This window comes from Novosphingobium humi, assembly GCF_028607105.1.
Taxonomy (GTDB): Bacteria; Pseudomonadota; Alphaproteobacteria; order Sphingomonadales; family Sphingomonadaceae; genus Novosphingobium; species Novosphingobium humi.
The window spans coordinates 1,259,860-1,282,123 of the sequence record NZ_CP117417.1 but is presented as its reverse complement, the minus strand read 5'-3'; the positions used below and the strand labels follow the sequence as shown (position 1 = coordinate 1,282,123).

The following is a 22,264-nucleotide window of genomic DNA, read 5'->3' as shown; positions in this document are numbered from 1 at the left end:
GCGGCCAAATTGCGTCGCGCGCGCGATTGTGCCATCACCACGCATGACGAACTGTCCGGTTCAAGCGGCCGGATATATCGGTTCAAAGGGAATGTGCGATGCGTGTCTATCTGGTGATCGTGGATGAAACCGATGAAGCGCGCGTGGCCCTGCGCTTTGCCACGCGGCGCGCGATCAAGACTCAGGGACAGGTCCATATTCTCGCGCTCGTGCCGCCCCAGCCCTTTTCGGCCTTTGGCGGCATTCAGGCCACGATCGAGGAAGAGGCGCGCGCAAGGGCCGAAACCATCGCCGCCGCCGCCGCGGGCAGCGTCCTGTCGCAGGCGGGCCATATGCCGGTGATCGCGGTCGTCGCGGGCGATCCGGTCAGGGCAGTGCGCGAATATCTCTCGCAACACAGCGAAGTGGCCGCGCTCGTTCTGGGCGCGCCTTCGGGCGCAGGGGCCTCCGGCACAGGTCAGGGGCCGCTGATCGGCCACTTTACCGGGGCCGGGCTGGGCGCCCTGCCCTGCCCCTTGTTCATCGTGCCGGGCGGTATGGACGAGGCCGAGATCGACCGCCTCAGTTAACGCCGTTTGCCCTGATGGCGGATATTGGCGGGCCGCCCGCGATGCCCCACCAAATGGCTGCCGCGCCGCTTGAGCCCCGCCTTTTCGGGCAAAGGCACGCCGCCGCGCTTCTCGATGCGCCCCTGCCCTTCCTCCGGCTCGAACTTCAACGCGCCCGTCAGCGCATTGGCCTCGGCCAGACGCAGGCGGACCCGGTCGCCGATGGCAAAGACCGTGCCGGTGGATTCGCCCACCATGCGCTGGCCCTTTTCATCATGGTGGAACCGCTCATCGCCCAGCACCGAGACCGGCACCAACCCGTCGCCGCCCAGCCCGATGATCGTGGCGAACAGGCCGAAACGCTGGACCCCGGTGATGCGGCAATCGAACATTTCACCCACATGCATCGAGAGCCAGGCCGCAACATAGCGGTCCACCGTCTCGCGCTCGGCCACCATGGCGCGGCGTTCGGCGGTGGAAATCGCATCACAGATCCGCGCCAGATCCGAACGGTCCCGCCCATGCAGGCCTGAGAGCGCAGGCAGATCGCCCGATGGCGCGGGCTGCTCCAGATGGAACGCGTCGACCAGCGCGCGATGGACCAGCAAATCCGAATAGCGACGGATGGGCGAGGTGAAATGGGCATAGGACCCCAGCCCCAGCCCAAAGTGTCCGGCATTGCGCGGCCCGTAATAGGCCTGCGTCTGGCTGCGCAAGACTGCCTCCATGATGAGGGCCTTTTCCACCTCGTCATCGATGCTTTTGAGCATCCGGTTGAACAGGGCGGGCGTAATCACCTGCCCCAGCGCCAGCTTGCGCTCGAACGTGGCCAGATAATCCTTGAGCGCGATCAGCTTTTCGCGGTTTGGCGGCTCGTGGATGCGATAGACCACGGGCGCGGCCTTGCTTTCCAGCGCCTTGGCCGCCGCGACATTGGCCGCAATCATGAAATCCTCGACCACGCGATGCGCGTCCAGCCTTTCGCGCACCGCCACCTGTGCCACCCGGCCCATCTCGTCCAACACCACGCGGCGTTCGGGCAGATCGAGTTCGAGCGGATCGCGGCTCTCGCGCGCATGGGTCAGCGCCTTCCACGCGCCCCACAGATTGACCAGATGCGCCTCAGCCTCGCTCTCGTCAATGCGGCGCTGGGCCTCCTCATAGGCGATCACTTCGGCAATCCGCACAATCGCGCGGGTAAAGCGGAAAGAGGTCATCCGCCCTTCGGCATCAAAGGTCAGATGGCAGGCCATGGCCGCGCGGGGCGCGCCGGCCTTGAGCGAGCAGACATCAGCCGAGAGCACCTCTGGCAGCATCGGCACCACGCGGTCGGGGAAATAGACCGAATTGCCGCGCTTGCGGGCCTCGCGGTCCAGCGCGCCGCCGGGGCGGACATAGAAAGACACATCGGCAATCGCCACCACCGCGCGCCATCCGCCCTCACCATCGGGTTCGGCCCAGATCGCATCGTCATGGTCGCGCGCGTCCACCGGGTCGATGGCCACGATGGGCAGATGCGTCAGATCCTCGCGCTGCTCCTGGCTCAAGGGCTGGCGGGCGGAAAGTTCGGCCTCGGCGATCACCTCGCTGGAGAAGATATGCGGCAGGCCATGCTTGTGGATCGCGATCAGGCTGAAGCTCTTGGGCGCCAGCGGATCGCCCAGCACGGCCACCACGCGCACGCCCGCGCGCGGGGATCGGCCCGCCGGTTCGGCCATGACCAATTGGCCCTCGACCGCTCCGCCAAGATCGGAGATCTGCACCGCATGGCGCTCGCGCTTGTCGATAGGGGCCAACCAGCCCTTGCCCGCGCCGTCGATCTCGACCACGCCCATGATCGCCTCGGCGTCATTGGACAATTTCTTCATCGGAAAGGCCAGCCAGCCCTCGCCCGTCTCCTCGGTGCGGCTCAAAATCCGGTCGCCGGGCTTGAGCGCGCCCACGCCGCGCATCTGCGGCCCCTTCTTCTGCGCCACGCGCTGTTCCACCACGGTCAGGCGCGGCGGGGCACCGGCCTCCTCGGCCTCCCACTTGTCCGGCACAGCAATCGGCATGCCGTCCTCGACCCCCACCACGCGCAGGACCGTGACCTTGGGCACGCCGCCCATGCGGTGATAGGCGGTGCGCTTGCCGTCGATCAGGCCCTCCTCGGCCATGTCTTTCAGCAAGGCCTTGAGCTCGATCTTTTCCGCGCCCTTGAGGCCAAAGGCCTTGGCGATCTCGCGCTTGCCCACCTCGTCGGTGGCGTTGGAGATAAAGTCCAGCACCTGCTGGCGGGTGGGCATGCCCGGTTCGATCTTGCGGCGGCCGTCCTTTTTGGGGATGGTCAGCTTGCCGGGTTTGCGCGGGGGTCGTTTGTCAAAGGCCATAGCCGATGCCTTGGCCCCAAAGCGCGCGCATTACAAGCTTTAGGGCTGCGGCCGCTCATAAGAGCCGCCCGGCAAGGCGCTGGCGATCGGGCTTTGCGCGCCATTGGCCCCGATGGCCGAAACGCCGAGGAACCAGTCATCGCCGCGCAGGCCCTTGAACGTCATGGCCGTGGCGCGGGTGGTGGCAAAGGGCTTGGCCTCCCATCCGGCGGCGTCGGTCCGGCGGCGCCAGATGGCGTAGGAAGCCGCGCCCGGCACCGCGCTCCATTTGAGATCGGTGTCCGGCGAAACGGCAATCTTCTGCGTCACCGTGGGCGGCATGGGCGCGGTGGCGATGGCGGCGGCGGCCCGAATGTTGAGCGCGGTCACGCGGGCCAGATAGGGAAAATCCATGAACTCGATCGTATCGCCATATTGGGTGGCGCCTTCCCGGCGGATGTCCTGATGCTGGTGATCGTAATTTTCGACCGCCACGGTGATGCGCACAGCGGGAAAGCCCTTTTCCTCAAAAGGCAGATGATCGCCCCCGCGCCCGACCCGGTCGGCCCGCCACACCTGCCGCACGGCCAGATCGCGCGCCGAAAGCCCGGCGATATAACGCGAAAGATTGCGGCTGGGGCTGTCATTCTCTCCCCCCTCGCGGCGCTGGGCGGCGGTCAGCTTGGCATCCGCATTGGCGCGCGGCCCTTCGGAGAAAACGCGGACATGCGCGTCATCCACCAGCCCGTCCGACCCGCGCGTGTTGCCCACGATGTCATTGTTGAGCACGGCCTTCACCTTCCACCCGCGCTCGGCCGCGACATCGGCCAGCAGGCGGCCGCCCAGCAGGCCCTGCTCCTCGCCCGAAAGCACCGCATAAACCACGGTGGTGGGGAATTTGCGCTGCGACATGATCCGCGCTGCCTCCAGCACCAGAGCCACACCCGAGCCGTCGTCATTGGCGCCCGGCGCATCGGCGGTGGCGTTCATCACATCCGAAACGCGCGAGTCGATATGGGCCTGAATGATGGTCACTTCGTCGGGCCGCTCGGTGCCCTTTTGAATGGCCACGACATTGACCAGCCGTGCGGGCGTCGGAATGCGCGCACTGGTCACCATGCGTTCGGGCAGTTCGATGGAGAGGCATCCGCCGCATTGGGCACCGATGGCGCGGAATTGCCCTTCGGCCCATTTTCGCGCCGCGCCGATCCCGCGCTTGGGATCATCCTGCGCCGAGAGCGTATGGCGCGTGCCAAAGCCCACCAGCGAAGTCACCGTCGCGCGCAGGCGCTCTGGGGATGGCGCATTTCGGGGGGCGCTCTGGGCAAATGCGGCGGCGGGCAGCAGAGCGGCGGCGATGAGCGTGTGGCGGATCATGGCCGCGAATGTGCCATGCCCACGCCCCCGCGCAAGGGGGCAAACTAGCGTAGTTTTTCCAGCCAGATCGTGCGGCGGATCGTCTCATCGATCATGCAGGAAGAATATTCGACAGCCTCCAGCGTGCCGCCCTCGGCCTCTTTCGATTGCAGCAGGCAATGCCTTTGCCGGTCTGCGATCCATTGCCGCTCGGCGCTGCGCAGCGCGGGCCGGCGGGCCGGGTCAAGCCGTTTGAACGCCACCGCCCAGACCGCGTTCAACCGCGCATCCTGCCGCTTCATCTCCTGCGCATTGCACTGGTCATGCAGAATCGTGTTAAGATCGCGGCGCGCCATGCACCGCCGATAGGGCGATGAATAGCGCGCGTCGATTTCCGGATGGCTGGGCGCCGGATCGGCAAGCGTCAGGATCGGCCCAAAGGAATAGGCCGGAACCGTTGCCGCGAGAACCAGCGCCAGCAGCATCAATAGGCCCGCGCGACGTAGATGCGCTCAACCGCCGGCTCGCCGGTGAAGGGGCAGAGCCCTTGCGCGGGCGCGGCATCGAGCGCGGTGTTGCGGATGGTCAGTTTCAGCGCCTTGAGCTGTTCGACCACCTTGTCCAGCGCCGCGCCGGTCGGGCGGCTCCAGTTCAGTTCGACCCAGCCGGGGTAGCGCTTGTCCTCGGCAAAGAACTCGGCCAATTCGGCCAGTGTGGTGAGGCCCCGCGTGATATTGGCGTCGCGCTTTTCTGTGGCTTCGCGGTGCAGGCTGGCCTGAATGTCCTCCAGCAGCGCGGCGGCCCCGGCGACAAATTCCTCGCGGCTCTGGCCCACGAAATTGGTCTTGGCATCCTCGCGCCAGATACGGTCGCGGCGCAGCGCCGAAACCATCCCGCCCGCCGCATCGCGCCCGCCGATTTCCAGAATGATCGGCGCGCCCTTCTTGACCCATGCCCAGCGCTTTTGCGTCGCCTTGCCGGGGCGCTTGTCGAGCAGCACGCGGATCGGTTCCCCAAGCGCCGAGAGTTTGAGCAATTCGCGGCGGATTTCCTCGCAATAGGCCAAGAGCGCCTCGTCGCCATCGTCCTCGCGCAGCATGGGCAGGATGATGATCTGATGCGGCGCAATGGCGGGCGGCACGCGCAGCCCGTCATCGTCGCCATGCGTCATGATAACGCCGCCGATCATGCGGGTCGAAACGCCCCAACTGGTCGTATGCGCCAGTTCCTGCGCGCCTTCCTTGCTCTGATAACGGATGCCCGCCGCCTCGGCAAAACCGGTGCCCAGATAATGGCTGGTGCCGGCCTGAAGCGCCTTGCCGTCCTGCATCATGGCTTCGATGGAATAGGTCGCCACTGCGCCGGGGAAGCGTTCGTTCTCGGGCTTTTCGCCCGCCACCACCGGCATGGCCAGTACGTTTTCGGCAAAGCTGCGATACATTTCGAGCGCGCGCAGCGTTTCCTTCATCGCATCATCGCGGTCGGCATGGGCGGTATGGCCCTCCTGCCATAGGAACTCGCTGGTGCGCAAAAACATGCGGGTGCGCATTTCCCAGCGCACGACATTGGCCCACTGGTTGACCATCAGCGGCAAATCGCGCCACGACTGCACCCAGCGCGCCATAGCCGCGCCGATCACCGTTTCGGACGTCGGGCGCACGATCAGCGGCTCTTCCAGCTTGGCCTCGGGATCGGGGATCAGCCCGCCCTTGCCGTCGCCGATCAGGCGGTGATGGGTGACGACCGCCATTTCCTTGGCGAAACCCTCAACGTGGTCGGCTTCCTTGGAAAAATAGCTCAAGGGGATGAACAGCGGGAAATAGCAATTGTCGACGCCAGCTTCCTTGATCGCGGCGTCCATGATCTTCTGGATGCGTTCCCAGATGCCATAGCCCCACGGCTTGATGACCATGCAGCCGCGCACGCCGCTTTCCTCGGCCATCTCGCCTTCGGAGACGACTTGCTGATACCATGCGGCGAAATCATCTTCGCGCTTCACGGTCAGGGCGTGGCGGATCTGGGCGGGCTTTTGCGTTTTCTGATTCATGGCGCGCAGCGTTTAAGCAAGGCGCCGAAAAACGGGAACCGGTTTTTTGCAAAAAACGCCGGGATGGACGAAATTCCCTGCCCCGGCCCCGCAATATGCCCGGCGCAGCCACCGCTGCGCCCGGCGAAATGCTTACTTGGCCAGTTTGTCGAGCATCTTCTGCATTTCCAGCATCTGGTTGCGCAAGGCGTCGATCTCGGATTTGGTGTCAGCCTCGGCTTCCGGCTCGCGCGCGGGTTCGGCCGGCTTGGGCGGCGTGGCTGCGCCCTCGGCGCCGGGCATGAAGGCGGCGGCGGCGGCCTGGAACATGGCGATGTTCTGCTGGGCCAGACGGGCCAGCGGATTGCTCTCCATGCTGTCCTCGAACGCTTTGCGCAGCTTCATCTGGTTGGCGCGGAACTGCTCCATGCTGGCTTCGAGATAATGCGGGATCAGGCCCTGCATCGAATTGCCGTACATGGCGATCAACTGGCGCAGGAAATTGACGGGCAGCATCTGCTCGCCGCTGGCCTCTTCCTCCATGATGATCTGGGTCAGGATCTGATGCGTGATATCGGCGCCCGATTTGGCGTCCAGCACACGGAATTCGACACCCTCGCGCGTCATCTTGGACAGGTGGTCCAGTGTGATATAACTTGACGACTGGGTATTATAGAGACGCCGGTTTGCGTATTTCTTGATGATAACCGTGTCGCTTTTGCCTTCTGCCTTTTCGGTCATGCGCCCTCGCTCCTCCCAGAGTTGTAGCGCACGCTAACACCGTATGGCGGTGCGGTGCAACATATTGCTGCTGCGCGGCAGTGGTTTGTCACAATTGCATTTATGCGATTTCGCCTTCGCCATTTGCAAAGCTGGAAAATGCCTGCAACACAGCGCGCCAGCCCAGCAAAACCGCCCCGTGGCGGCCCGGAAACTCGCGCGCCGGGGCAATGGCGGCAAGCCCCGGCCAGTCAGGCAGATCCCCCTCGCCCGCCAGCCAGCGCATGAGATCGGCCTCGGCGCGGGCAAAATCACCTTCGCCGCGCCCGATGGCGGCATCGGCCATGATTGCGCCTGCCGCCTGCCCGATCGCGCAGGCCTGCGCGGCAAGACCGATCCGCGCGATCCGGCCCTCGGTGTCCAGATCGATCCCCACCTTCATCGTGCTGCCGCAACTGGCCGAGCGCGCCGCGCCTTGCAGGGTCAGCGCATCATCCCAGCGATGCCGGACCAGCCCTGTCGCCAGCATCAACACCTCAGGCGTATAGAGAGCGGCAACCGAGGCCATCTCAATCGACCGCGCGATGCGTCTTGCGCCTGGCGTGAGTCGTCGGCGTGTGAGTCGGCCCGGGGCTGGGCTCGGCTTCGTCCTTGGCGCGATCCTCGGCGGCCTCGCGGCGGCGCTGCGAGATCATCTTGACCATCGCCTCGCTGCTGGCATCAATGAAATTATACGTGCGCGAATGGGTGATCCAGCCCGGACGCCCCTTTGGCCCCCAGATCGTGTCATAGGCCAGAATCAGCACCGAATAGCCCAGCACGATGATCAGCGTGCCCTTGACCGCGCCAAAGCCGAAACCCAAAACCCGGTCCACCGGCGCCAGCGCCGAGGCGCGGCTGGCCGTGCCCAGATAGCGCGCCACCGCTCGTACCAGCACATAAGGCACGATCAGCAGCAGAAAGAACGCCAGCACGCTGGCCCCGCTTTCCGTACCGATATGGGGCGTCAGCACCTCGGCCAGCGGCGTGTGCAGCGTATGGATCGCAACAATCGCCACCGCGCCCGCGAAAAGCGAGATCGCCTCCTGCACAAAACCGCGCAGAAAGCCGAAGGTGGCGGCAAGGCCGACCACCACAAGCACAAGAATATCAAATCCGGTCATAGTCCAAGGGGGTTATTCGTCCCCCACGATGCGGTCAACGAGATTTGGCAGGAGATTGATGACCCGGTGCCTCATTTCAGCGGGCGCATCGCCGCCCGACGCGCCGTCATCAGGCCCATAGGCCTGCTCAAACCCCAGCTTGGCCCCCTCGCGCAGGCGCAGGCCGCCATGGGCCACCGGGCGGATTTCCCCGGCCAGCGACACTTCCCCAAACCATATCGCCCGCGCGGGCAAAGGCCGGTCCGCCAGCGCCGACACCAAGGCTGCGGCCACCGCCAGATCCGCCGCCGGATCGGCCAGACGATAGCCCCCCGCGACATTGAGATAGACTTCACAGGCCGAAAAATTCAGCCCGCAGCGCGCCTCCAACACGGCCAGCAGCATGGCCAGACGCCCATTGTCCCAGCCGACCACCGCGCGCCGGGGCGTTGCCCCCGACTGCAAACGCACAATCAGCGCCTGAATTTCCACCAGCACCGGGCGCGTGCCCTCGATGGCGGGGAACACCGCGCTGCCCGGCACCGGATTTTCGCGGCCCGACAGGAACAGCATCGAAGGGTTCGACACTTCCTCCAAACCCTTGCCCGCCATGGCGAAAACGCCGATTTCATCGACCGGGCCAAAGCGGTTCTTCAGGTTGCGCAGGATGCGATATTGATGGCTGCGCTCGCCCTCAAAGGCCATCACCACATCGACCATATGCTCCAGCACGCGCGGACCCGCGATATTGCCGTCCTTGGTCACATGGCCCACCAGCACCAGCGCCGCGCCATTCTCCTTGGCATAGCGGATCAGTTCAAACGCGCAGCCGCGCACCTGACTGACCGTGCCGGGCGCGCCCTCGATCTGGTCGGAATGCATGCATTGGATCGAATCGATCACCAACAGCGCGGGCGCCTCCATCCCGCCCAGCGTGGTCAGAATATCGCGCACCGAAGTGGACGAGGCGAGGCGAATCGGGGCGCTCTGCAACCCCAGCCGTTCGGCGCGCAGACGGATCTGACCCGGCGCTTCCTCGCCGCTGATATAGACCGCAAGCCCGCCCGCCTGCGCCACTCTGGCGCTGGCCTGAAGCAAGAGCGTCGATTTGCCGATGCCCGGATCGCCGCCCATCAAAATCGCGCTGCCCGGCACAAGACCTCCGCCCAGCGCCCGGTCGAACTCGGCAATCCCCGTGCTGCGCCGCACCAGCCGGTCATCGGCCTTGTCCAGCGGTTCAAACAGGATCGCCCGTCCGCCGCTCGACAGATCATGCTTGGCCGAAAACACCGTTTGCGGCGCCTCCTCGCTCAGCGTGTTCCATTCGCCGCAATCGACGCATTGCCCCTGCCAACGGGTGGTGACGCTGCCACAAGAGGAGCAGACGAAGCGGCGTTTCGGTTTGGCCATGCACGCATCGTAGGAAGAACAAAAGGGGAAATCAAGGGTGGAAGTTTTGCCTCCGGCGGGCAAAGGGTCTGGACCCTTTGCAATCCCATTAATGGGGGGCGTGCATCATGGCAGCCAAGCGCCAAACGCATAAATAGAAAGCCTGCGGCGCCATTTATGCTGCACCGCAGGCTTTAAAATTCAAACGCCGCGTCCAACACATTAGGTCGAACCCTAGGCGCAACAAAAACATTATCTGGATTGCAAAGGGATAAATCCCTTTGCCCACCGGAGGCGAAAAGCCCCCACCCCTACTCCGTCAAATCGCTCCAGGCATCCTTCAACCGGTCAAAGAAACCCTTGGCCTCAGGACATTCCTCGCCCGTTTCGGTCGCCTGAAACTCGCGCAGCAATTCCTTCTGGCGCGCGGTCAGCTTGGTCGGCGTTTCCACCGCCACCTCGACCACCAGATCGCCCATCCCGCGCCCGTTCAGCACGGGCATACCGGCGCCGCGCTTGCGCAATTGCTTGCCGGTCTGGATGCCTGCGGGAATGTCGATGACATGCTTGACGCCATCCATGCCCGGAATTTCGATCTGCCCACCCAGAGCCGCCGTGGTGAAGCTGATCGGCGCGCGGGTCAGCAGCGTCGTGCTTTCGCGGTCGAACACCGGATGACGCCTGATGTGCAGGAAGATGTAGAGATCGCCCGGCGGCGAGCCATTGGGCCCGGCCTCACCCTTTCCCGACAGGCGGATGCGGTTGCCATTGTCCACGCCCTTGGGGATCGCCACTTCCAGCTTCTGGCGCTGATCGACGCGGCCTTCGCCATGGCACTTCTTGCAAGGCTTTTCGATCACCTCGCCCCGGCCGTGACAGGTCGGGCAGGTCCGCTCGACCATGAAGAAGCCCTGTTGCGCGCGCACCTTGCCATGCCCGCCGCACAGGTTGCAGCGGCGCTTGCCCGTGCCCGGCTCGGCGCCCGATCCCTTGCAGGGTTCGCAGCCCGTGGCCACTTCGACCTCGATTTCCACGGTCTTGCCATGAAACGCATCGTCCAGCCCGATTTCGAGATCATAGCGCAGATCGGCCCCGCGCCGCGCCTGTTGGCGCCCGCCGCCACCGCCAAAGGCGTTGCCGAAGATGCTCTCGAAAATATCGCCGATATCGCCGAAATCGCCGCCGCCCTGAAAGCCGCCGGCTCCCGGCCCGCCATTTTGAAACGCGGCATGGCCGAAACGGTCATAGGCGGCGCGCTTCTGCGGGTCCTTCAGGCAATCATAGGCTTCGCTGATCTGTTTGAATTTGGCCTCGGATTCCTTGCAACCGGGGTTGCGGTCCGGGTGAAATTTCATCGCCAGTTTGCGATAGGAAGATTTCAGCGTCGCCTCATTGGCATCGCGCGAAACTTCCAGCAGTTCGTAATAGTCGATTTCAGCCGACATTGCACATTTCCCCTGAAGAGAGGCCCGCCCCGTTCAGAGCGGGCCTCTTTCATCGCAACATCAGGCCTTCTTGTCGTCCACTTCCGAGAACTCGGCGTCGACCACATCGTCCTGCGCCGGAGCAGCGCCCGGAGAGGCCGCAGCAGCCTGTTCCTTCTCATAGATCGCCTGCCCCATCTTCATGGCCTTTTCGGTCAGGGCCTGGGTCTTGGCGGTCATTTCGGCCGGATCATTGCCTTCGATGGCGGCCTTGGCATCGGCAATGGCGGCTTCGATTTCAGCCTTCAGCGAGGCATCGATCTTGTCGCCATTTTCGGCCAGTTGCTGTTCGGTGGCATGGACGAGGCTGTCGGCGTTGTTCTTGGCCTCGGCGGCCTCACGACGCTTCTTGTCCTCTTCGGCAAACTTTTCGGCATCGCGCACCATCTGGTCGATGTCGCTGTCCGAAAGGCCGCCGCTGGCCTGGATCTTGATCTGCTGCTCCTTGCCGGTGCCCTTGTCCTTGGCGGACACGTTCACGATGCCGTTGGCGTCAATGTCGAACGTCACCTCGATCTGGGGCACACCGCGACGCGCCGGCGGAATGCCGATCAGGTCGAAATTGCCCAGCATCTTGTTGTCCGCCGCCATTTCACGCTCGCCCTGGAACACGCGGATGGTCACGGCCTGCTGATTGTCATCAGCGGTCGAGAACACCTGCGACTTCTTGGTCGGGATCGTGGTGTTGCGGTCGATCATGCGGGTGAACACGCCGCCCAGCGTTTCGATGCCCAGCGAAAGCGGGGTCACGTCGAGCAGCAGGACATCCTTGACGTCGCCCTGCAGCACGCCCGCCTGAATGGCCGCGCCCATGGCAACCACTTCGTCAGGGTTGACGCCCGTGTGGGGTTCCTTGCCGAAGAAGTCCTTCACCGCTTCGCGCACCTTGGGCATGCGGGTCATGCCGCCCACCAGCACCACGTCGTCGATCTGCGCGGCGGTCACGCCGGCATCCTGCAACGCCTTGCGGCAGGGTTCCATCGTGCGGGCGATCAGATCGGCCACCAGACGTTCGAGATCCGAACGGGTGATGGTTTCGACCAGATGCAGCGGCGTGGTCGCCCCTGCTTCCATGCGCGCGGTGATGAAGGGCAGGTTGATTTCGGTGGTCTGGGCGCTCGACAGCTCGATCTTGGCCTTTTCCGCCGCTTCCTTCAGACGCTGAAGCGCCAGACGGTCGCTGCGCAGGTCCAGACCTTCCTTCGCCTTGAACTTGTCGGCCAGATATTCGACAACCTTGGTGTCGAAGTCTTCACCGCCAAGGAAGGTGTCGCCGTTGGTCGACTTCACCTCGAACACGCCGTCGCCGATTTCCAGGATCGAGACGTCGAACGTGCCGCCGCCAAGGTCGTAAACAGCGATGGTCTTGCCGTCGTTCTTTTCCAGACCATAGGCCAGCGCAGCCGCCGTGGGCTCGTTGATGATGCGCAGCACCTCAAGGCCCGCGATCTGACCCGCGTCCTTGGTGGCCTGACGCTGGGCGTCGTTGAAATAGGCGGGCACGGTGATGACGGCCTGCGTCACGGTTTCGCCCAGATACGATTCGGCCGTTTCCTTCATCTTCTGAAGCGTGAAGGCCGAGATCTGCGAAGGCGAATAGTCGGTGCCACCGGCTGCAACCCATGCATCGCCATTCTTGCCCTTGGCAATGCGATAGGGAACCAGTTCCATGTCCTTCTGGGTCATCGGATCGTCAAAGCGACGGCCGATGAGGCGCTTCACAGCGAAAATCGTGTTGTCGGGGTTGGTCACCGCCTGACGCTTGGCGGGCTGGCCGATCAGGCGCTCACCATCTTTGGTGAAGGCCACGATCGAGGGCGTGGTGCGCGCGCCTTCCGAATTTTCGATAACCTTGGGCTTGCCCCCATCCATGACAGCAACGCAGCTGTTGGTGGTACCAAGGTCAATACCGATTACTTTACCCATATCGTCGATCCCTAAGTCCAGTGTTGACACCACCCTTTGGCTTCCCGAAAAATCCGGCAAAGCGGCTCGATGGCTCGTTTGACTTGGCGGCATATAGGTGGGCTTTTTCGCCTAACAAGGGCCTTGCCGCGCGAAGCTTCACTTCATCCACGACCTTGGCGCATTTTGGCAGCCATTTTCGCCGGGATCGGCGGAATTTGCGTTTTGGAATGGCCTGGCGGGCACGCACCAATCGGCGCGCCGTTTTCCCGCCCGCAAGGCGCAATTGCGCCGGAGTGATCGCAGTGATGCTTGGAATGGCGCGCAAAATTGCCTAGAGCTGCACCCTGCCGCGATCCGCAAGCCGGGCCTGTCGCCGCCTCTTGCGTCGCATAACATTCAAGATCCCAAGGACTGTCGCCCGATGAAAAAGATCGCTTTGGCCCTTTGCCTGCCTCTCGCCCTTGGCGCCCTGTCGGCATGCAAGGACGAGAAAAAGGCGCAGCCCCCTGCCGGTCTCTCGGCCATGGACGGCATGTTGGTCCATGATGGCCGCCTCGTCCTGCCCGCGGTCAAGGGGCGACCGGCGGCGGGCTATTTCACCGTTTCCAATCAAAGCGGTTCGGTCGCCACCCTCACCGGGGTCAGCGTGGCCCATACCGGCAAGGCCGAGATGCATGTCACGCTCGACGGCATCATGGAGGCCGTGCCCCGGCTCGACATCGCCTCAGGGCAGAGCGTGGCCTTTGGACCGGGCGGCAAACATGCGATGGTCTTCGATGTCTCGCCCGATCTCAAGGCCGGGGGAGCGACCGAACTGACGCTGACCTTTTCCGACGGGCGCAAGTTGACCGCGCCGATGCAGATCGAGGCGCCCGGCATGATGGGGCCGGGAATGACGGGGGCGGGAATGGATCATTCCAAAATGTGATCGCCTGCATCGCATCCCATAACGAAAAGCCCGCCTGTCAGTACGACAGGCGGGCTTTTCGTTATGGGGTATCGCGGCGGCCCGTTCAGCAGCGGACGCGATATTCGCGGCCGCGATTATCCATGCGATAGCAATTGCCGTCACGTTTGCGCACCGTCGAGCCGGCCAGACCGCCCGCCGCCGCGCCAATCGCCGCGCCGGTGGCCACATCGCCGCCCGACACACCGGCCACAACCGCACCGACGCCCGCGCCTGCCAGCGCGCCCTCGCCGCCATAGTTGCGGGCACAGCCCCCGGTCATCACCAGACCACCGGCCAGCACGCCCACCATCAGAAAATTGCGCATAACAGCCTCCTTTCCTCGTTACCCAAGGAAAGGGCCAAGGCGGGGGAAAGTTCCACCCGCCCTGCGCGCGCTGTTTATTCCGGCTTTTTGGCCACAGCCACCATGGCCGGACGCAGCAGGCGATCCTTGATCGAATAGCCATGCTGAAGCACCTGAATCACCGTGCCGGGTTCGGCATCATGGGGCACTTCGATCATCGCCTGATGCTGGTTGGGGTCCAGCGGCAGGCCATGCGCCGCCACCTTCTGGATGCCGTGCTGGCCAAACACCTTGTCCAACTCGCGGCTGGTGGCCTCGATCCCGGCCAGCAGTGCCTTGAGACGTTCATCCTCGCGCAGATCGGCGGGAATGGCATCGAGCGCGCGCGACAGATTGTCGGCCACGCTCAACATATCGCGGGCAAAGCTGGTGCTGGCATAGGCGCGCGCGTCGGCAATGTCCTTTTCCAGACGGCGGCGCACGTTCTGGGTGTCGGCGCGCGCGTAGAGCACGTCATTGCGCGCGGCTTCCAGATCGTTTTCGAGTTGGGCGATGCGGGCGGCCAGATCGTCTCCGGCCTCATTCTGACCCTGCGTAGTTTCTTCCGTCATTGTTCCGATTATTCCAGTTTCAACCGATCAGTTTGCCCAAAGACTGGGCTGTGAAATCCACCATGGGGACGAGACGCGCATAATTCAACCGCGTTGGCCCGATTACCCCCACAACGCCGATCACCCGCCCATCGCGATCACGATAGGGAGATGCAATGACCGACGAGCCTGAAAGCGCGAAAAGCCGGTTCTCGCTGCCGATGAAAATGCGCGTTGCGTCGCCCTGTTTGGCGCGGTCGAGCAATTCGGCCACCGACTGTTTGTTTTCCAGATCGTCGAGCAGCGAACGCACCCGATCAAGATCGGACAATGCCGCCTCGTCCAGCAGATTGGCCTGTCCGCGCACGATCAGCACGGGGCGATGATCGGCGTCCTCGCTCCACACCGCCAATCCGCGCTGGACCAGATCGGCGCTGGCCGCATCCAGAGCGCTTTGCCCGGTGATGATTTCGGCCTGCATCGCGCGCGCCGCCTCGGCCAGAGTGCGCCCGCCCAGATGCGCGGTGATATAATTCGACGCCGCCTCCAGCGCCCCCGGCCCCAGCGAGGCGGGCAGCGCCAGAATGCGGTTTTCGATGCCTCCATCCTCGCCCACCAGCACCGCCAGCGCCCGGCCCGGCGAGAGCGGGACAAGGCTCATCTGGGCCAGACGCGGCTCGCGCCGGGGCACCATCACCACGCCTGCGCAGGCCGACAGGTCCGAGAGCGCCGCGCTGGTCGCGGCCAGCGCCGCCTCGATCGGGCCGGGCTGGTGCAGCGAGCGCTCGATGGCCGCGCGCTCCTCCATGCTGGGTTCGCGCACCTGCATCATGCCGTCGACAAAAAGGCGCAAACCCTGCTCGGTCGGCATCCGCCCCGCGCTGGTATGGGGATGCGAAAGCAGGCCGATCCCTTCCAGTTCGGCCAGCACGCTGCGGATCGAGGCAGGCGAAAGATTGAGCGCCCCGCCGCCCGCCAGCGTTTTCGACCCCACCGGCTGGCCCGAATCCAGATAGGCCTCGACCACCTGCCGAAAGATTTCGCGCGCGCGCCCCGTCACCTCGGGAAAGGAAAGGTCGGAAGGAAGCGAATTGGCCATCTTCACCATATTGGGCGGCCAATCCCGTCAAATCAAGAGACATGGCGCATCGATAGACACGGCAAATCAGGCAGAAGCGGCAGGCAAAACCTTGCCCCTGCCCGCGGGACGCGATAGGGCCGCGTCAAATCTGTCCCGAACCCGACTTTACCAACAGAAAGGCCTGCCATGCGTCCCTCTGGCCGCGCGCCCGACGAAATGCGCGAGATCGAAATCATCACCAATTTCACCAAGCATGCCGAAGGCAGCGTGCTGGTCTGCTTTGGCGACACCAAGGTGCTGGTCACGGCCAGCGTCGAGGAACGCGTTCCCCCGTTCCTGCGCGGCAAGGGTGAAGGCTGGGTGACGGCGGAATATTCGATGCTGCCTCGCGCCACCCACACCCGCGGCAGCCGCGAGGCCGCCAAGGGCAAGCAGTCGGGGCGCACGCAGGAAATTCAGCGCCTGATCGGCCGTTCCCTGCGCGCCGTCACGGATCTCAAAAAGCTGGGCGAGCGCCAGATCACGCTGGATTGCGACGTGATCCAGGCCGACGGCGGCACCCGCACGGCCTCGATCTCGGGCGCCTGGGTGGCGCTGCGTCTGGCGGTCAACGGGCTGATGGCCAAGGGGCTGATCGCTGAAGATCCGCTGCCGCGCAAGGTGGCCGCGATTTCCTGCGGCATCGTCAATGGCGCGGCGGTTCTCGATCTTGATTATATCGAGGATTCGGGCGCGGATGCCGATGCCAATTTCGTGCTGATCGAAGGCGGCCATATTGCCGAGGCGCAGGCCACCGCCGAGGGCGCGACCTATGACGAGGAAGGCCTGCTGCGCCTGCTGCGTCTGGCGCGCATCGGCTGCGACCGCATCTTTGCCGCGCAGGCCAAGGCGGTCGGGGCTTAATTGCCCCGCCGGCCTGCCGTACAACATCCAGATATCCTCCATAGGGGCCAAGCGCTGATGACCAGACTTTCCGGCAAGATCGTGATCGCCACGCATAATCTGGGCAAACTGGCTGAGATGCAGAAGATGCTGGCCCCTTATGGACTGGAATGCGTGTCGGCGGGCGAACTGGGGCTGGAGGAGCCGGAGGAAGTCGGCACCACCTTCATCGAAAACGCGCTGATCAAGGCGCGCTTTGCGGCGGTGGAAAGCGGGCTGCCCGCGCTGGCCGACGATTCGGGCCTTTGTGTCGAGGCGCTGGGCGGACGGCCCGGCGTCTATACCGCCGACTGGGCCGAACGCCACTGGTACGAAGGCCCCGAAGGCCGCGACTGGTTCATGGCCATGGGCAAGGTCGAAGGCCTCCTGTGCGAACAAGGGCCGGACGTGGGCCGCGCGGCCCACTTCGCCTGCGTGCTGGCGCTGGCATGGCCCGATGGCGTCGATGCGGTCTATGAAGGGCGGGTCGATGGCACAATGACATGGCCCCCCCGCGGGCGTCTGGGCTTTGGCTTTGACCCGGTTTTCATCCCGCGCGGCTACGACCAGACCTTCGCCGAAATCCCCCCCGCCGACAAGGCCAGGATCAGCCACCGCGCCGATGCCTTCGCCAAGTTGGTGGCGGATCAATTCGGGTAAGGGGATTTGGGGTTTTACAGAGTTTATGCCTCCGGCGGGCAAAGGGCCCCCGCCCTTTGCCCGCCGGAGGCAAAACTCCAAAATCTCAAAACCCCTTACGGCACCTTCTGCCCAAAAATATTCCCCGCCGGCCAATAGCGGCAGACAAGGAAATCATCCCTTGGTCCGCGCGCCAAGGCGCAGCCCACCTTTTGCGTCCCGCGCCAGACGATCTGGGTGTAATGGGCAACATTGCGCCAATTGCCGTCGCGGGTAACGGCGGGGAATGTGCCGGGCAGGAAATCATCGCGTTCGGAGATGAACTGCTCGATCATGGTTTCGATCGGGTATGCCCCCGCCGTGCCCATAAACAGGTTTTCGCCCGCCTTTTTGCGCCGTTCGGCCGAGGCATGTTCGAATTTTCCGCTGCGCGCCAGTTCCTGCGCCCAATCGAGCGCGCCTTGCGCCAGCGCTTCGTCCCAGACCAGCGGCGCCTCGCTCATCCGCCCCCTTTCGCGGTTATGGGCGGCCAGCGCGCGGGCGGCCAGAGCGGGCGACATGGCCGGGGCGCCGGAGCCATAGACGGCAACCGGAGTGATTGCGGGCGCGGCCGCAACCGGGCCGCCGATCAGGCAACAGAGGACAAAAGCATGGCGTATCATAGCCGCCTCTTGACATCTCAACCTTAAACCAGCGTGAAGAAAGCATGGCGCGCGCACTTTATATTCACTGGCCCTTCTGTCTCAAGAAATGCCCTTATTGCGACTTCAACAGCCATGTGCGCGATGGGGTTGACCATGATCTGTGGCGTGGGGCGCTGCTGGCCGACCTGCGGCGCGAGGCCGAAATGGCGGGCGGCGAGGCGCTGGAGAGCATCTTTTTCGGCGGCGGCACGCCCAGCCTGATGCCTCCCGCGCTGGTTTCCGCCTTGCTGGAGGAGGCGCAGCGCCTCTGGGGTTTTGCGCCGGATATCGAGATCACGCTAGAGGCCAATCCGTCGAGTGTGGAGGCCGCGAATTTTGCCGCCCTGGCCAGCGCGGGGGTCAATCGCGTCTCGCTGGGGGTTCAGGCGCTGGATGATGCGGCTCTGCGTTTCCTTGGCCGCCTGCATGGTGTGGACGAGGCGCTGGCCGCGCTCGGCGTGGCGCAGGAGCATTTTTCCCGCGTCAGCTTCGACCTCATCTATGCCCGCCCCGATCAGTCCGCCGATGCGTGGGAGGCCGAACTCACCCGCGCCCTCGCGCTGGGCACCGATCACCTCTCGCTCTATCAGCTGACCATCGAGGAAGGCACGCGCTTTGCCACTTTGGTGCGCGAGGGCGCCTTTGCCCCGCTGGAGGATGATCCGGCTGCCGATCTTTTTGCCCTGACCCGCGCTATTACCGCGCGCGCCGGATTGCCCGCCTATGAAGTGTCGAACCACGCCAGACCGGGTCAGGAAAGCCGCCATAACCTGACCTATTGGCGCTATCGCGACTATGCCGGGATCGGGCCGGGGGCGCATGGGCGGCGGGGCGGATTTGCCACCACCCGGCATAAAAAGCCGGAAAACTGGCTGGCCTCGGTCGCGGCCAAGGGCCATGGCACGCAGGAAGAGCGCGCCCTTTCCCCTATGGAACAAGGCGCCGAGGCGGTGCTGATGGGCCTGCGTCTGGCCGAGGGGATGGATGTGGGCGCGCTGGCCGCCCGGCTGGGTCTGGCGCAGGGTGATCTGATCGAGGCGGACAGGCTGGCGCTGTTCATCCGGCAGGGGTTGATGTGGCAGGACGGCCCGCGCATCGGCGCGACCGAGGCAGGGATGCTGGTCTTGAACAGCCTGATCGCACAGGTCACGCCCGATGGATTGGCCGGATGAACGAGGCCGCCGCCTTTCTCGCCGCCCGCGCCGACGTGCTGGCAGCATGGCACGCGCATCTGACCGATGCCCGCCGCCGCAGCCCGCATACGGTGCGCGCCTATATGGCAACGGCGGGGCGGTTGATGGATGCGCTGGAGGCCTATGACTGGGCGGCGCTGGCGCGGATTGATACGGCGGGCCTGCGCCATTTTCTGGCCGAGCGGCGCGAGGATGGCATAGCCAATATCTCGGTTGCGCGCGAATTGTCGGCCTTGCGCGGTTTCCTCAGCTTTGCCCGAGAAAAGGCGGGCATGGTCAAGCCCGCCCCGCCCCGGTTGCGCGGCCCCCGGATCAAGCGCGGCATCCCCCGCCCTGTCACGCCCGATGAGGCAACGGATCTGGCCGATCTGGTCGCAGTCAATGCGCGCGATGACTGGCAGGGATTGCGCGACCGGGCGGTGCTGCTCCTGCTCTATGGCGCGGGGCTGCGCATCGCCGAGGCTTTGTCGCTGACCGGCGCGGACTGGCCGATGGGCGACCGGCTGACCATCACCGGCAAGCGGCAAAAGCAGCGCGTGATCGCCATCCTGCCCGCCGTGCGCGAGGCGATCGCGGCCTATCTGGCGGCTTGCCCCTATCCGGTCGAGCGGGACAAGGCGCTGTTCCGCACGGTAAAAGGCGCGGCGCTCTATCAATCGGCGGTGCAAAAGGCGGTGGCCGATGCGCGCGGGATGCTGGGCCTGCCCGATACGGCCACACCCCATGCGCTGCGCCATTCCTTTGCCACGCATCTGCTGGGCGCGGGGGCGGATCTGCGCTCCATTCAAGAATTGTTGGGCCATGCCAGCCTGTCATCGACGCAGGTTTACACAAGGGTTGACGCCGCGGTCCTGCTCGACGTCTATCGCAACGCCCACCCCCGCGCCGAGGATTAGCGCGCAAACCACCCGTCGATCCGAGGCCGCATCGCGCGCAGCACAGGCACCTCGACCCAACGATAGACCGCCACCGACAGCGCCACTGCCGCCGCGCTGACCAACCCCGCCCATGGCAGCCAAGGCAGCGCATCATCGCCCAGCCGGTCCTGCACCGCCAGCGCGCCATGCACCACCGGCAGATGCACCAGATAAAGCGCAAAGGAGGCATCGCCCAGCAGCACCAGCCAGCCCTGCCGCGCCAGCCAGCGCGACAAGGCCCCGCCCCCTGCGCCAAAGATCCAGATGAACAGCGCCATCAGCGGCAGATAGGCCAATTGCATCCGCCACACATCGGGCAGGCCCAGCAGCGGATAGGCCACCATCGCGGACACCAGCAAAGCCAGCGCGCCGATCTCCACCCCCGTCCCGCCCCGGCGCGGCAGGCGATAGACCAGCATCCCCACCATAAAATCGAGCAGCCGCGAAACCGGGCTGATATAGGTCAGCCAGTGGGTCAGTGTCGGCGTATCGCCCGCCAGAATCGCCCCCTGCCCCGATGTGACGCGCCAGACCACCACGCCCAGATTGAGCGCCAGCAGCCCCGCTGCCAGCCAGCCCAGCCGACGAACCGGCATCAGCGCAAGACCTGCAAAACAGGCATAGAAAAACGCCTCGTCCGACAGGCTCCAGCTTGGCTCGTTGATGGTGAAATACCAATCGGCGCGCGGCACCCATGCCTGTAGCAGCAGCAGATTGACCGCGACCTTGGCCCAGCCCTCCTGCCCCACAGCGAAAGCCGCCAGCGGCACGCCCACCAGCCAGTGCAGCGGCAGCACCCGCGCCAGCCGCAGCGTGAAATAGTGCGCAGCCCCGATCCGGCCCTGCGCCAATCGCCCCTGATAGGTGTGGGCCAAAATATAGCCCGACAGCATGAAGAAGAAGGACACGCCCGCATAGCCCTCGTGAAAGAGGGTGCGCGCGAGGGGCTGCAACGCATTGGGATATTCGGCCAGAGGCCAGAGATGCGAGGCCAGCACCGCCAGCGCCGCGAAGAACCGCAGCGCCGTCAGTTGATCGAGGCGCATGGTTTAGGCCGCCAGCATATCCTTGTGCCGCCGCTCGATCGCGGCCCAGATCATGGCGCCGGTGTCGCTGTTGTTGAAGCGGTCGATGGCGACAATCCCGGTGGGCGAAGTCACGTTGATTTCGGTCAGCCATTGCCCGCCGATCACGTCAATGCCGACAAACACCAGCCCGCGCGCGCGCAATTCCGGCCCCAACACGCGGCAGATTTCCGCCTCACGCTCGGTCAGCTCGGTCGCCTCGGCGCTGCCGCCGACGGCAAGGTTGGAGCGGAACTCGCCCTCGCCAGGCTTGCGGTTGATCGCGCCCGCCACCTCGCCGTCGACCAGTACGATGCGCTTGTCGCCCTTGGACACATCGGGCAGGAAGGGCTGAACCATGAAAGGCTCCTTCCACATCTGGGTGAACACCTCGATCAAGGCGCCCAGATTGTCGCCGCCGGCAGGCACGCGGAACACCGCCTTGCCGCCATTGCCATGCAGCGGCTTGATGACCAGATCGCCGCCGAAACCGCGCTCGACCATGCGCTTTTGAAAACCGCGCACATCCTCGATCCGGCGCGCGACCAGCGTGGGCGGCATGAATTGCGCGAAATCGAGCACAAAGACCTTTTCGGGCGCATTGCGCACCTGTTCCGGGTCATTGACGACCAGCGTCTGCCCTTTAAGCTTTTCAAGGATATGCGCGCCGGTGATATAGCCCAGATCGAACGGCGGGTCCTGACGCATCAGCACCACGTCAATATCCGCGCCCAGATCGATATTGGCAAATTCGCCCAGTTTGTAATGCGATTCGCCCGCCGTTGGACGATGCACGATGACCGGCGCGGCCCATGCCGAAACGCGGCCCCCAGAATCGCCAGTGCCATCCGGCGTCGATTCCCATGCCAGCGTGCCGACATCATAATACCACAGCGAATGCCCGCGCGCCTGCGCCGAGAGCATCAGGGCAAAGGTGGAATCGCCCGCGACATTGATCGAAGGCAAGGGGTCCATCTGGACGGCAACACGCAGCGACATTGG

The 22,264-nt window shown here is 64.6% G+C and carries 23 protein-coding genes; 6 read left to right on the top strand and 17 right to left on the bottom strand.

What is annotated here, in order from left to right; genetic code table 11:
* Window positions 1-98 precede the first annotated feature (98 nt).
* Window positions 99-569, top strand: a complete 471-nt coding sequence (locus tag PQ457_RS05775; RefSeq protein ID WP_273618791.1) for a universal stress protein — start codon at window positions 99-101, stop codon at window positions 567-569.
* Here PQ457_RS05775 and PQ457_RS05770 read toward each other — a convergent pair.
* The 11 genes from PQ457_RS05770 to PQ457_RS05720 all read right to left on the bottom strand — a co-directional run bounded on the left by PQ457_RS05770 (window position 566) and on the right by PQ457_RS05720 (window position 13,246).
* Window positions 566-2,833 (bottom strand): ribonuclease R family protein, encoded by a 2,268-nt coding sequence (locus tag PQ457_RS05770; protein ID WP_273619258.1) that lies wholly within the window; start codon window positions 2,831-2,833, stop codon window positions 566-568. The genes PQ457_RS05775 and PQ457_RS05770 overlap by 4 nt on opposite strands.
* A gap of 123 nt (window positions 2,834-2,956) precedes the next feature.
* Window positions 2,957-4,273, bottom strand: a complete 1,317-nt coding sequence (locus tag PQ457_RS05765) for a M20/M25/M40 family metallo-hydrolase (RefSeq protein WP_273618790.1) — start codon at window positions 4,271-4,273, stop codon at window positions 2,957-2,959.
* Window positions 4,274-4,317: 44 nt separating this feature from the next.
* Window positions 4,318-4,737: a lysozyme inhibitor LprI family protein gene (locus tag PQ457_RS05760; protein ID WP_273618789.1), complete on the bottom strand. Its 420-nt coding sequence runs from the start codon at window positions 4,735-4,737 to the stop codon at window positions 4,318-4,320.
* The gene (locus PQ457_RS05755) at window positions 4,737-6,299 is read right to left on the bottom strand and encodes an aminoacyl--tRNA ligase-related protein (RefSeq protein WP_273618788.1); all 1,563 of its coding nucleotides are present in this window, start codon (window positions 6,297-6,299) and stop codon (window positions 4,737-4,739) included. The genes PQ457_RS05760 and PQ457_RS05755 overlap by 1 nt, the downstream gene beginning before the upstream one ends.
* 132 nt (window positions 6,300-6,431) lie before the next feature.
* On the bottom strand, window positions 6,432-7,019 hold the full coding sequence (gene phaR, locus PQ457_RS05750) for a polyhydroxyalkanoate synthesis repressor PhaR (protein WP_273618787.1): 588 nt from the start codon (window positions 7,017-7,019) through the stop codon (window positions 6,432-6,434).
* A 100-nt stretch (window positions 7,020-7,119) separates the two neighbouring features.
* Window positions 7,120-7,566 (bottom strand): iron-sulfur cluster assembly scaffold protein, encoded by a 447-nt coding sequence (locus tag PQ457_RS05745; protein WP_273618786.1) that lies wholly within the window; start codon window positions 7,564-7,566, stop codon window positions 7,120-7,122.
* A 1-nt stretch (window position 7,567) separates the two neighbouring features.
* Complete coding sequence (locus tag PQ457_RS05740; protein ID WP_273618785.1) at window positions 7,568-8,161, bottom strand: CvpA family protein; 594 nt, start codon at window positions 8,159-8,161, stop codon at window positions 7,568-7,570.
* 12 nt (window positions 8,162-8,173) lie between these two features.
* Window positions 8,174-9,550 carry a DNA repair protein RadA gene (radA, locus tag PQ457_RS05735; protein WP_273618784.1) on the bottom strand — a complete coding sequence of 459 codons (1,377 nt, stop codon included), beginning with the start codon at window positions 9,548-9,550 and terminating at the stop codon, window positions 8,174-8,176.
* Between the two features lie 290 nt (window positions 9,551-9,840).
* Entirely contained in the window at window positions 9,841-10,974 is a 1,134-nt protein-coding gene (gene dnaJ, locus PQ457_RS05730; protein WP_273618783.1) for a molecular chaperone DnaJ, read from the bottom strand.
* A 60-nt stretch (window positions 10,975-11,034) separates the two neighbouring features.
* Entirely contained in the window at window positions 11,035-12,939 is a 1,905-nt protein-coding gene (gene dnaK, locus PQ457_RS05725) for a molecular chaperone DnaK (RefSeq protein ID WP_273618782.1), read from the bottom strand.
* The gene (locus tag PQ457_RS05720) at window positions 12,932-13,246 is read right to left on the bottom strand and encodes a hypothetical protein (protein ID WP_273618781.1); all 315 of its coding nucleotides are present in this window, start codon (window positions 13,244-13,246) and stop codon (window positions 12,932-12,934) included. The genes dnaK and PQ457_RS05720 overlap by 8 nt, the downstream gene beginning before the upstream one ends.
* A 96-nt stretch (window positions 13,247-13,342) precedes the next feature.
* Between PQ457_RS05720 and PQ457_RS05715 the strand changes: the two genes are divergently transcribed.
* Window positions 13,343-13,849 carry a copper chaperone PCu(A)C gene (locus PQ457_RS05715; RefSeq protein ID WP_273618780.1) on the top strand — a complete coding sequence of 169 codons (507 nt, stop codon included), beginning with the start codon at window positions 13,343-13,345 and terminating at the stop codon, window positions 13,847-13,849.
* Window positions 13,850-13,934: 85 nt separating this feature from the next.
* Here PQ457_RS05715 and PQ457_RS05710 read toward each other — a convergent pair whose 3' ends face one another.
* From PQ457_RS05710 to hrcA, 3 genes are all read right to left on the bottom strand, one after another.
* Window positions 13,935-14,195: a hypothetical protein gene (locus tag PQ457_RS05710; RefSeq protein WP_273618779.1), complete on the bottom strand. Its 261-nt coding sequence runs from the start codon at window positions 14,193-14,195 to the stop codon at window positions 13,935-13,937.
* 74 nt (window positions 14,196-14,269) lie between these two features.
* Window positions 14,270-14,785 (bottom strand): nucleotide exchange factor GrpE, encoded by a 516-nt coding sequence (gene grpE / locus PQ457_RS05705; protein WP_273618778.1) that lies wholly within the window; start codon window positions 14,783-14,785, stop codon window positions 14,270-14,272.
* 19 nt (window positions 14,786-14,804) lie between these two features.
* Complete coding sequence (gene hrcA, locus PQ457_RS05700; RefSeq protein ID WP_273618777.1) at window positions 14,805-15,863, bottom strand: heat-inducible transcriptional repressor HrcA; 1,059 nt, start codon at window positions 15,861-15,863, stop codon at window positions 14,805-14,807.
* Window positions 15,864-16,031: 168 nt separating this feature from the next.
* Here hrcA and rph point away from each other — a divergent pair, with 168 nt between their 5' ends.
* Together rph and rdgB are read left to right on the top strand one after the other, a co-directional pair.
* The gene (gene rph / locus PQ457_RS05695; protein ID WP_168602597.1) at window positions 16,032-16,748 is read left to right on the top strand and encodes a ribonuclease PH; all 717 of its coding nucleotides are present in this window, start codon (window positions 16,032-16,034) and stop codon (window positions 16,746-16,748) included.
* 57 nt (window positions 16,749-16,805) lie between these two features.
* Complete coding sequence (rdgB, locus tag PQ457_RS05690; RefSeq protein WP_273618776.1) at window positions 16,806-17,426, top strand: RdgB/HAM1 family non-canonical purine NTP pyrophosphatase; 621 nt, start codon at window positions 16,806-16,808, stop codon at window positions 17,424-17,426.
* Between the two features lie 95 nt (window positions 17,427-17,521).
* Here the strand turns inward: rdgB and PQ457_RS05685 are convergent, their stop codons facing one another.
* Entirely contained in the window at window positions 17,522-18,067 is a 546-nt protein-coding gene (locus PQ457_RS05685) for a CAP domain-containing protein (protein ID WP_273618775.1), read from the bottom strand.
* A gap of 44 nt (window positions 18,068-18,111) precedes the next feature.
* Here PQ457_RS05685 and hemW point away from each other — a divergent pair, with 44 nt between their 5' ends.
* Complete coding sequence (hemW, locus tag PQ457_RS05680) at window positions 18,112-19,260, top strand: radical SAM family heme chaperone HemW (protein WP_273618774.1); 1,149 nt, start codon at window positions 18,112-18,114, stop codon at window positions 19,258-19,260.
* Window positions 19,257-20,177, top strand: coding sequence for a tyrosine recombinase XerC (locus tag PQ457_RS05675; protein WP_273618773.1), 921 nt, complete (start codon window positions 19,257-19,259; stop codon window positions 20,175-20,177). Before hemW ends, PQ457_RS05675 begins: the two co-directional genes overlap by 4 nt.
* Here the strand turns inward: PQ457_RS05675 and PQ457_RS05670 are convergent.
* Window positions 20,174-21,244, bottom strand: coding sequence for an acyltransferase family protein (locus PQ457_RS05670; protein WP_273618772.1), 1,071 nt, complete (start codon window positions 21,242-21,244; stop codon window positions 20,174-20,176). The two genes, PQ457_RS05675 and PQ457_RS05670, sit on opposite strands and share 4 nt — an antisense overlap.
* A gap of 3 nt (window positions 21,245-21,247) precedes the next feature.
* Window positions 21,248-22,261 (bottom strand): glutathione synthase, encoded by a 1,014-nt coding sequence (gshB, locus tag PQ457_RS05665; protein ID WP_273618771.1) that lies wholly within the window; start codon window positions 22,259-22,261, stop codon window positions 21,248-21,250.
* Window positions 22,262-22,264 lie beyond the last annotated feature (3 nt).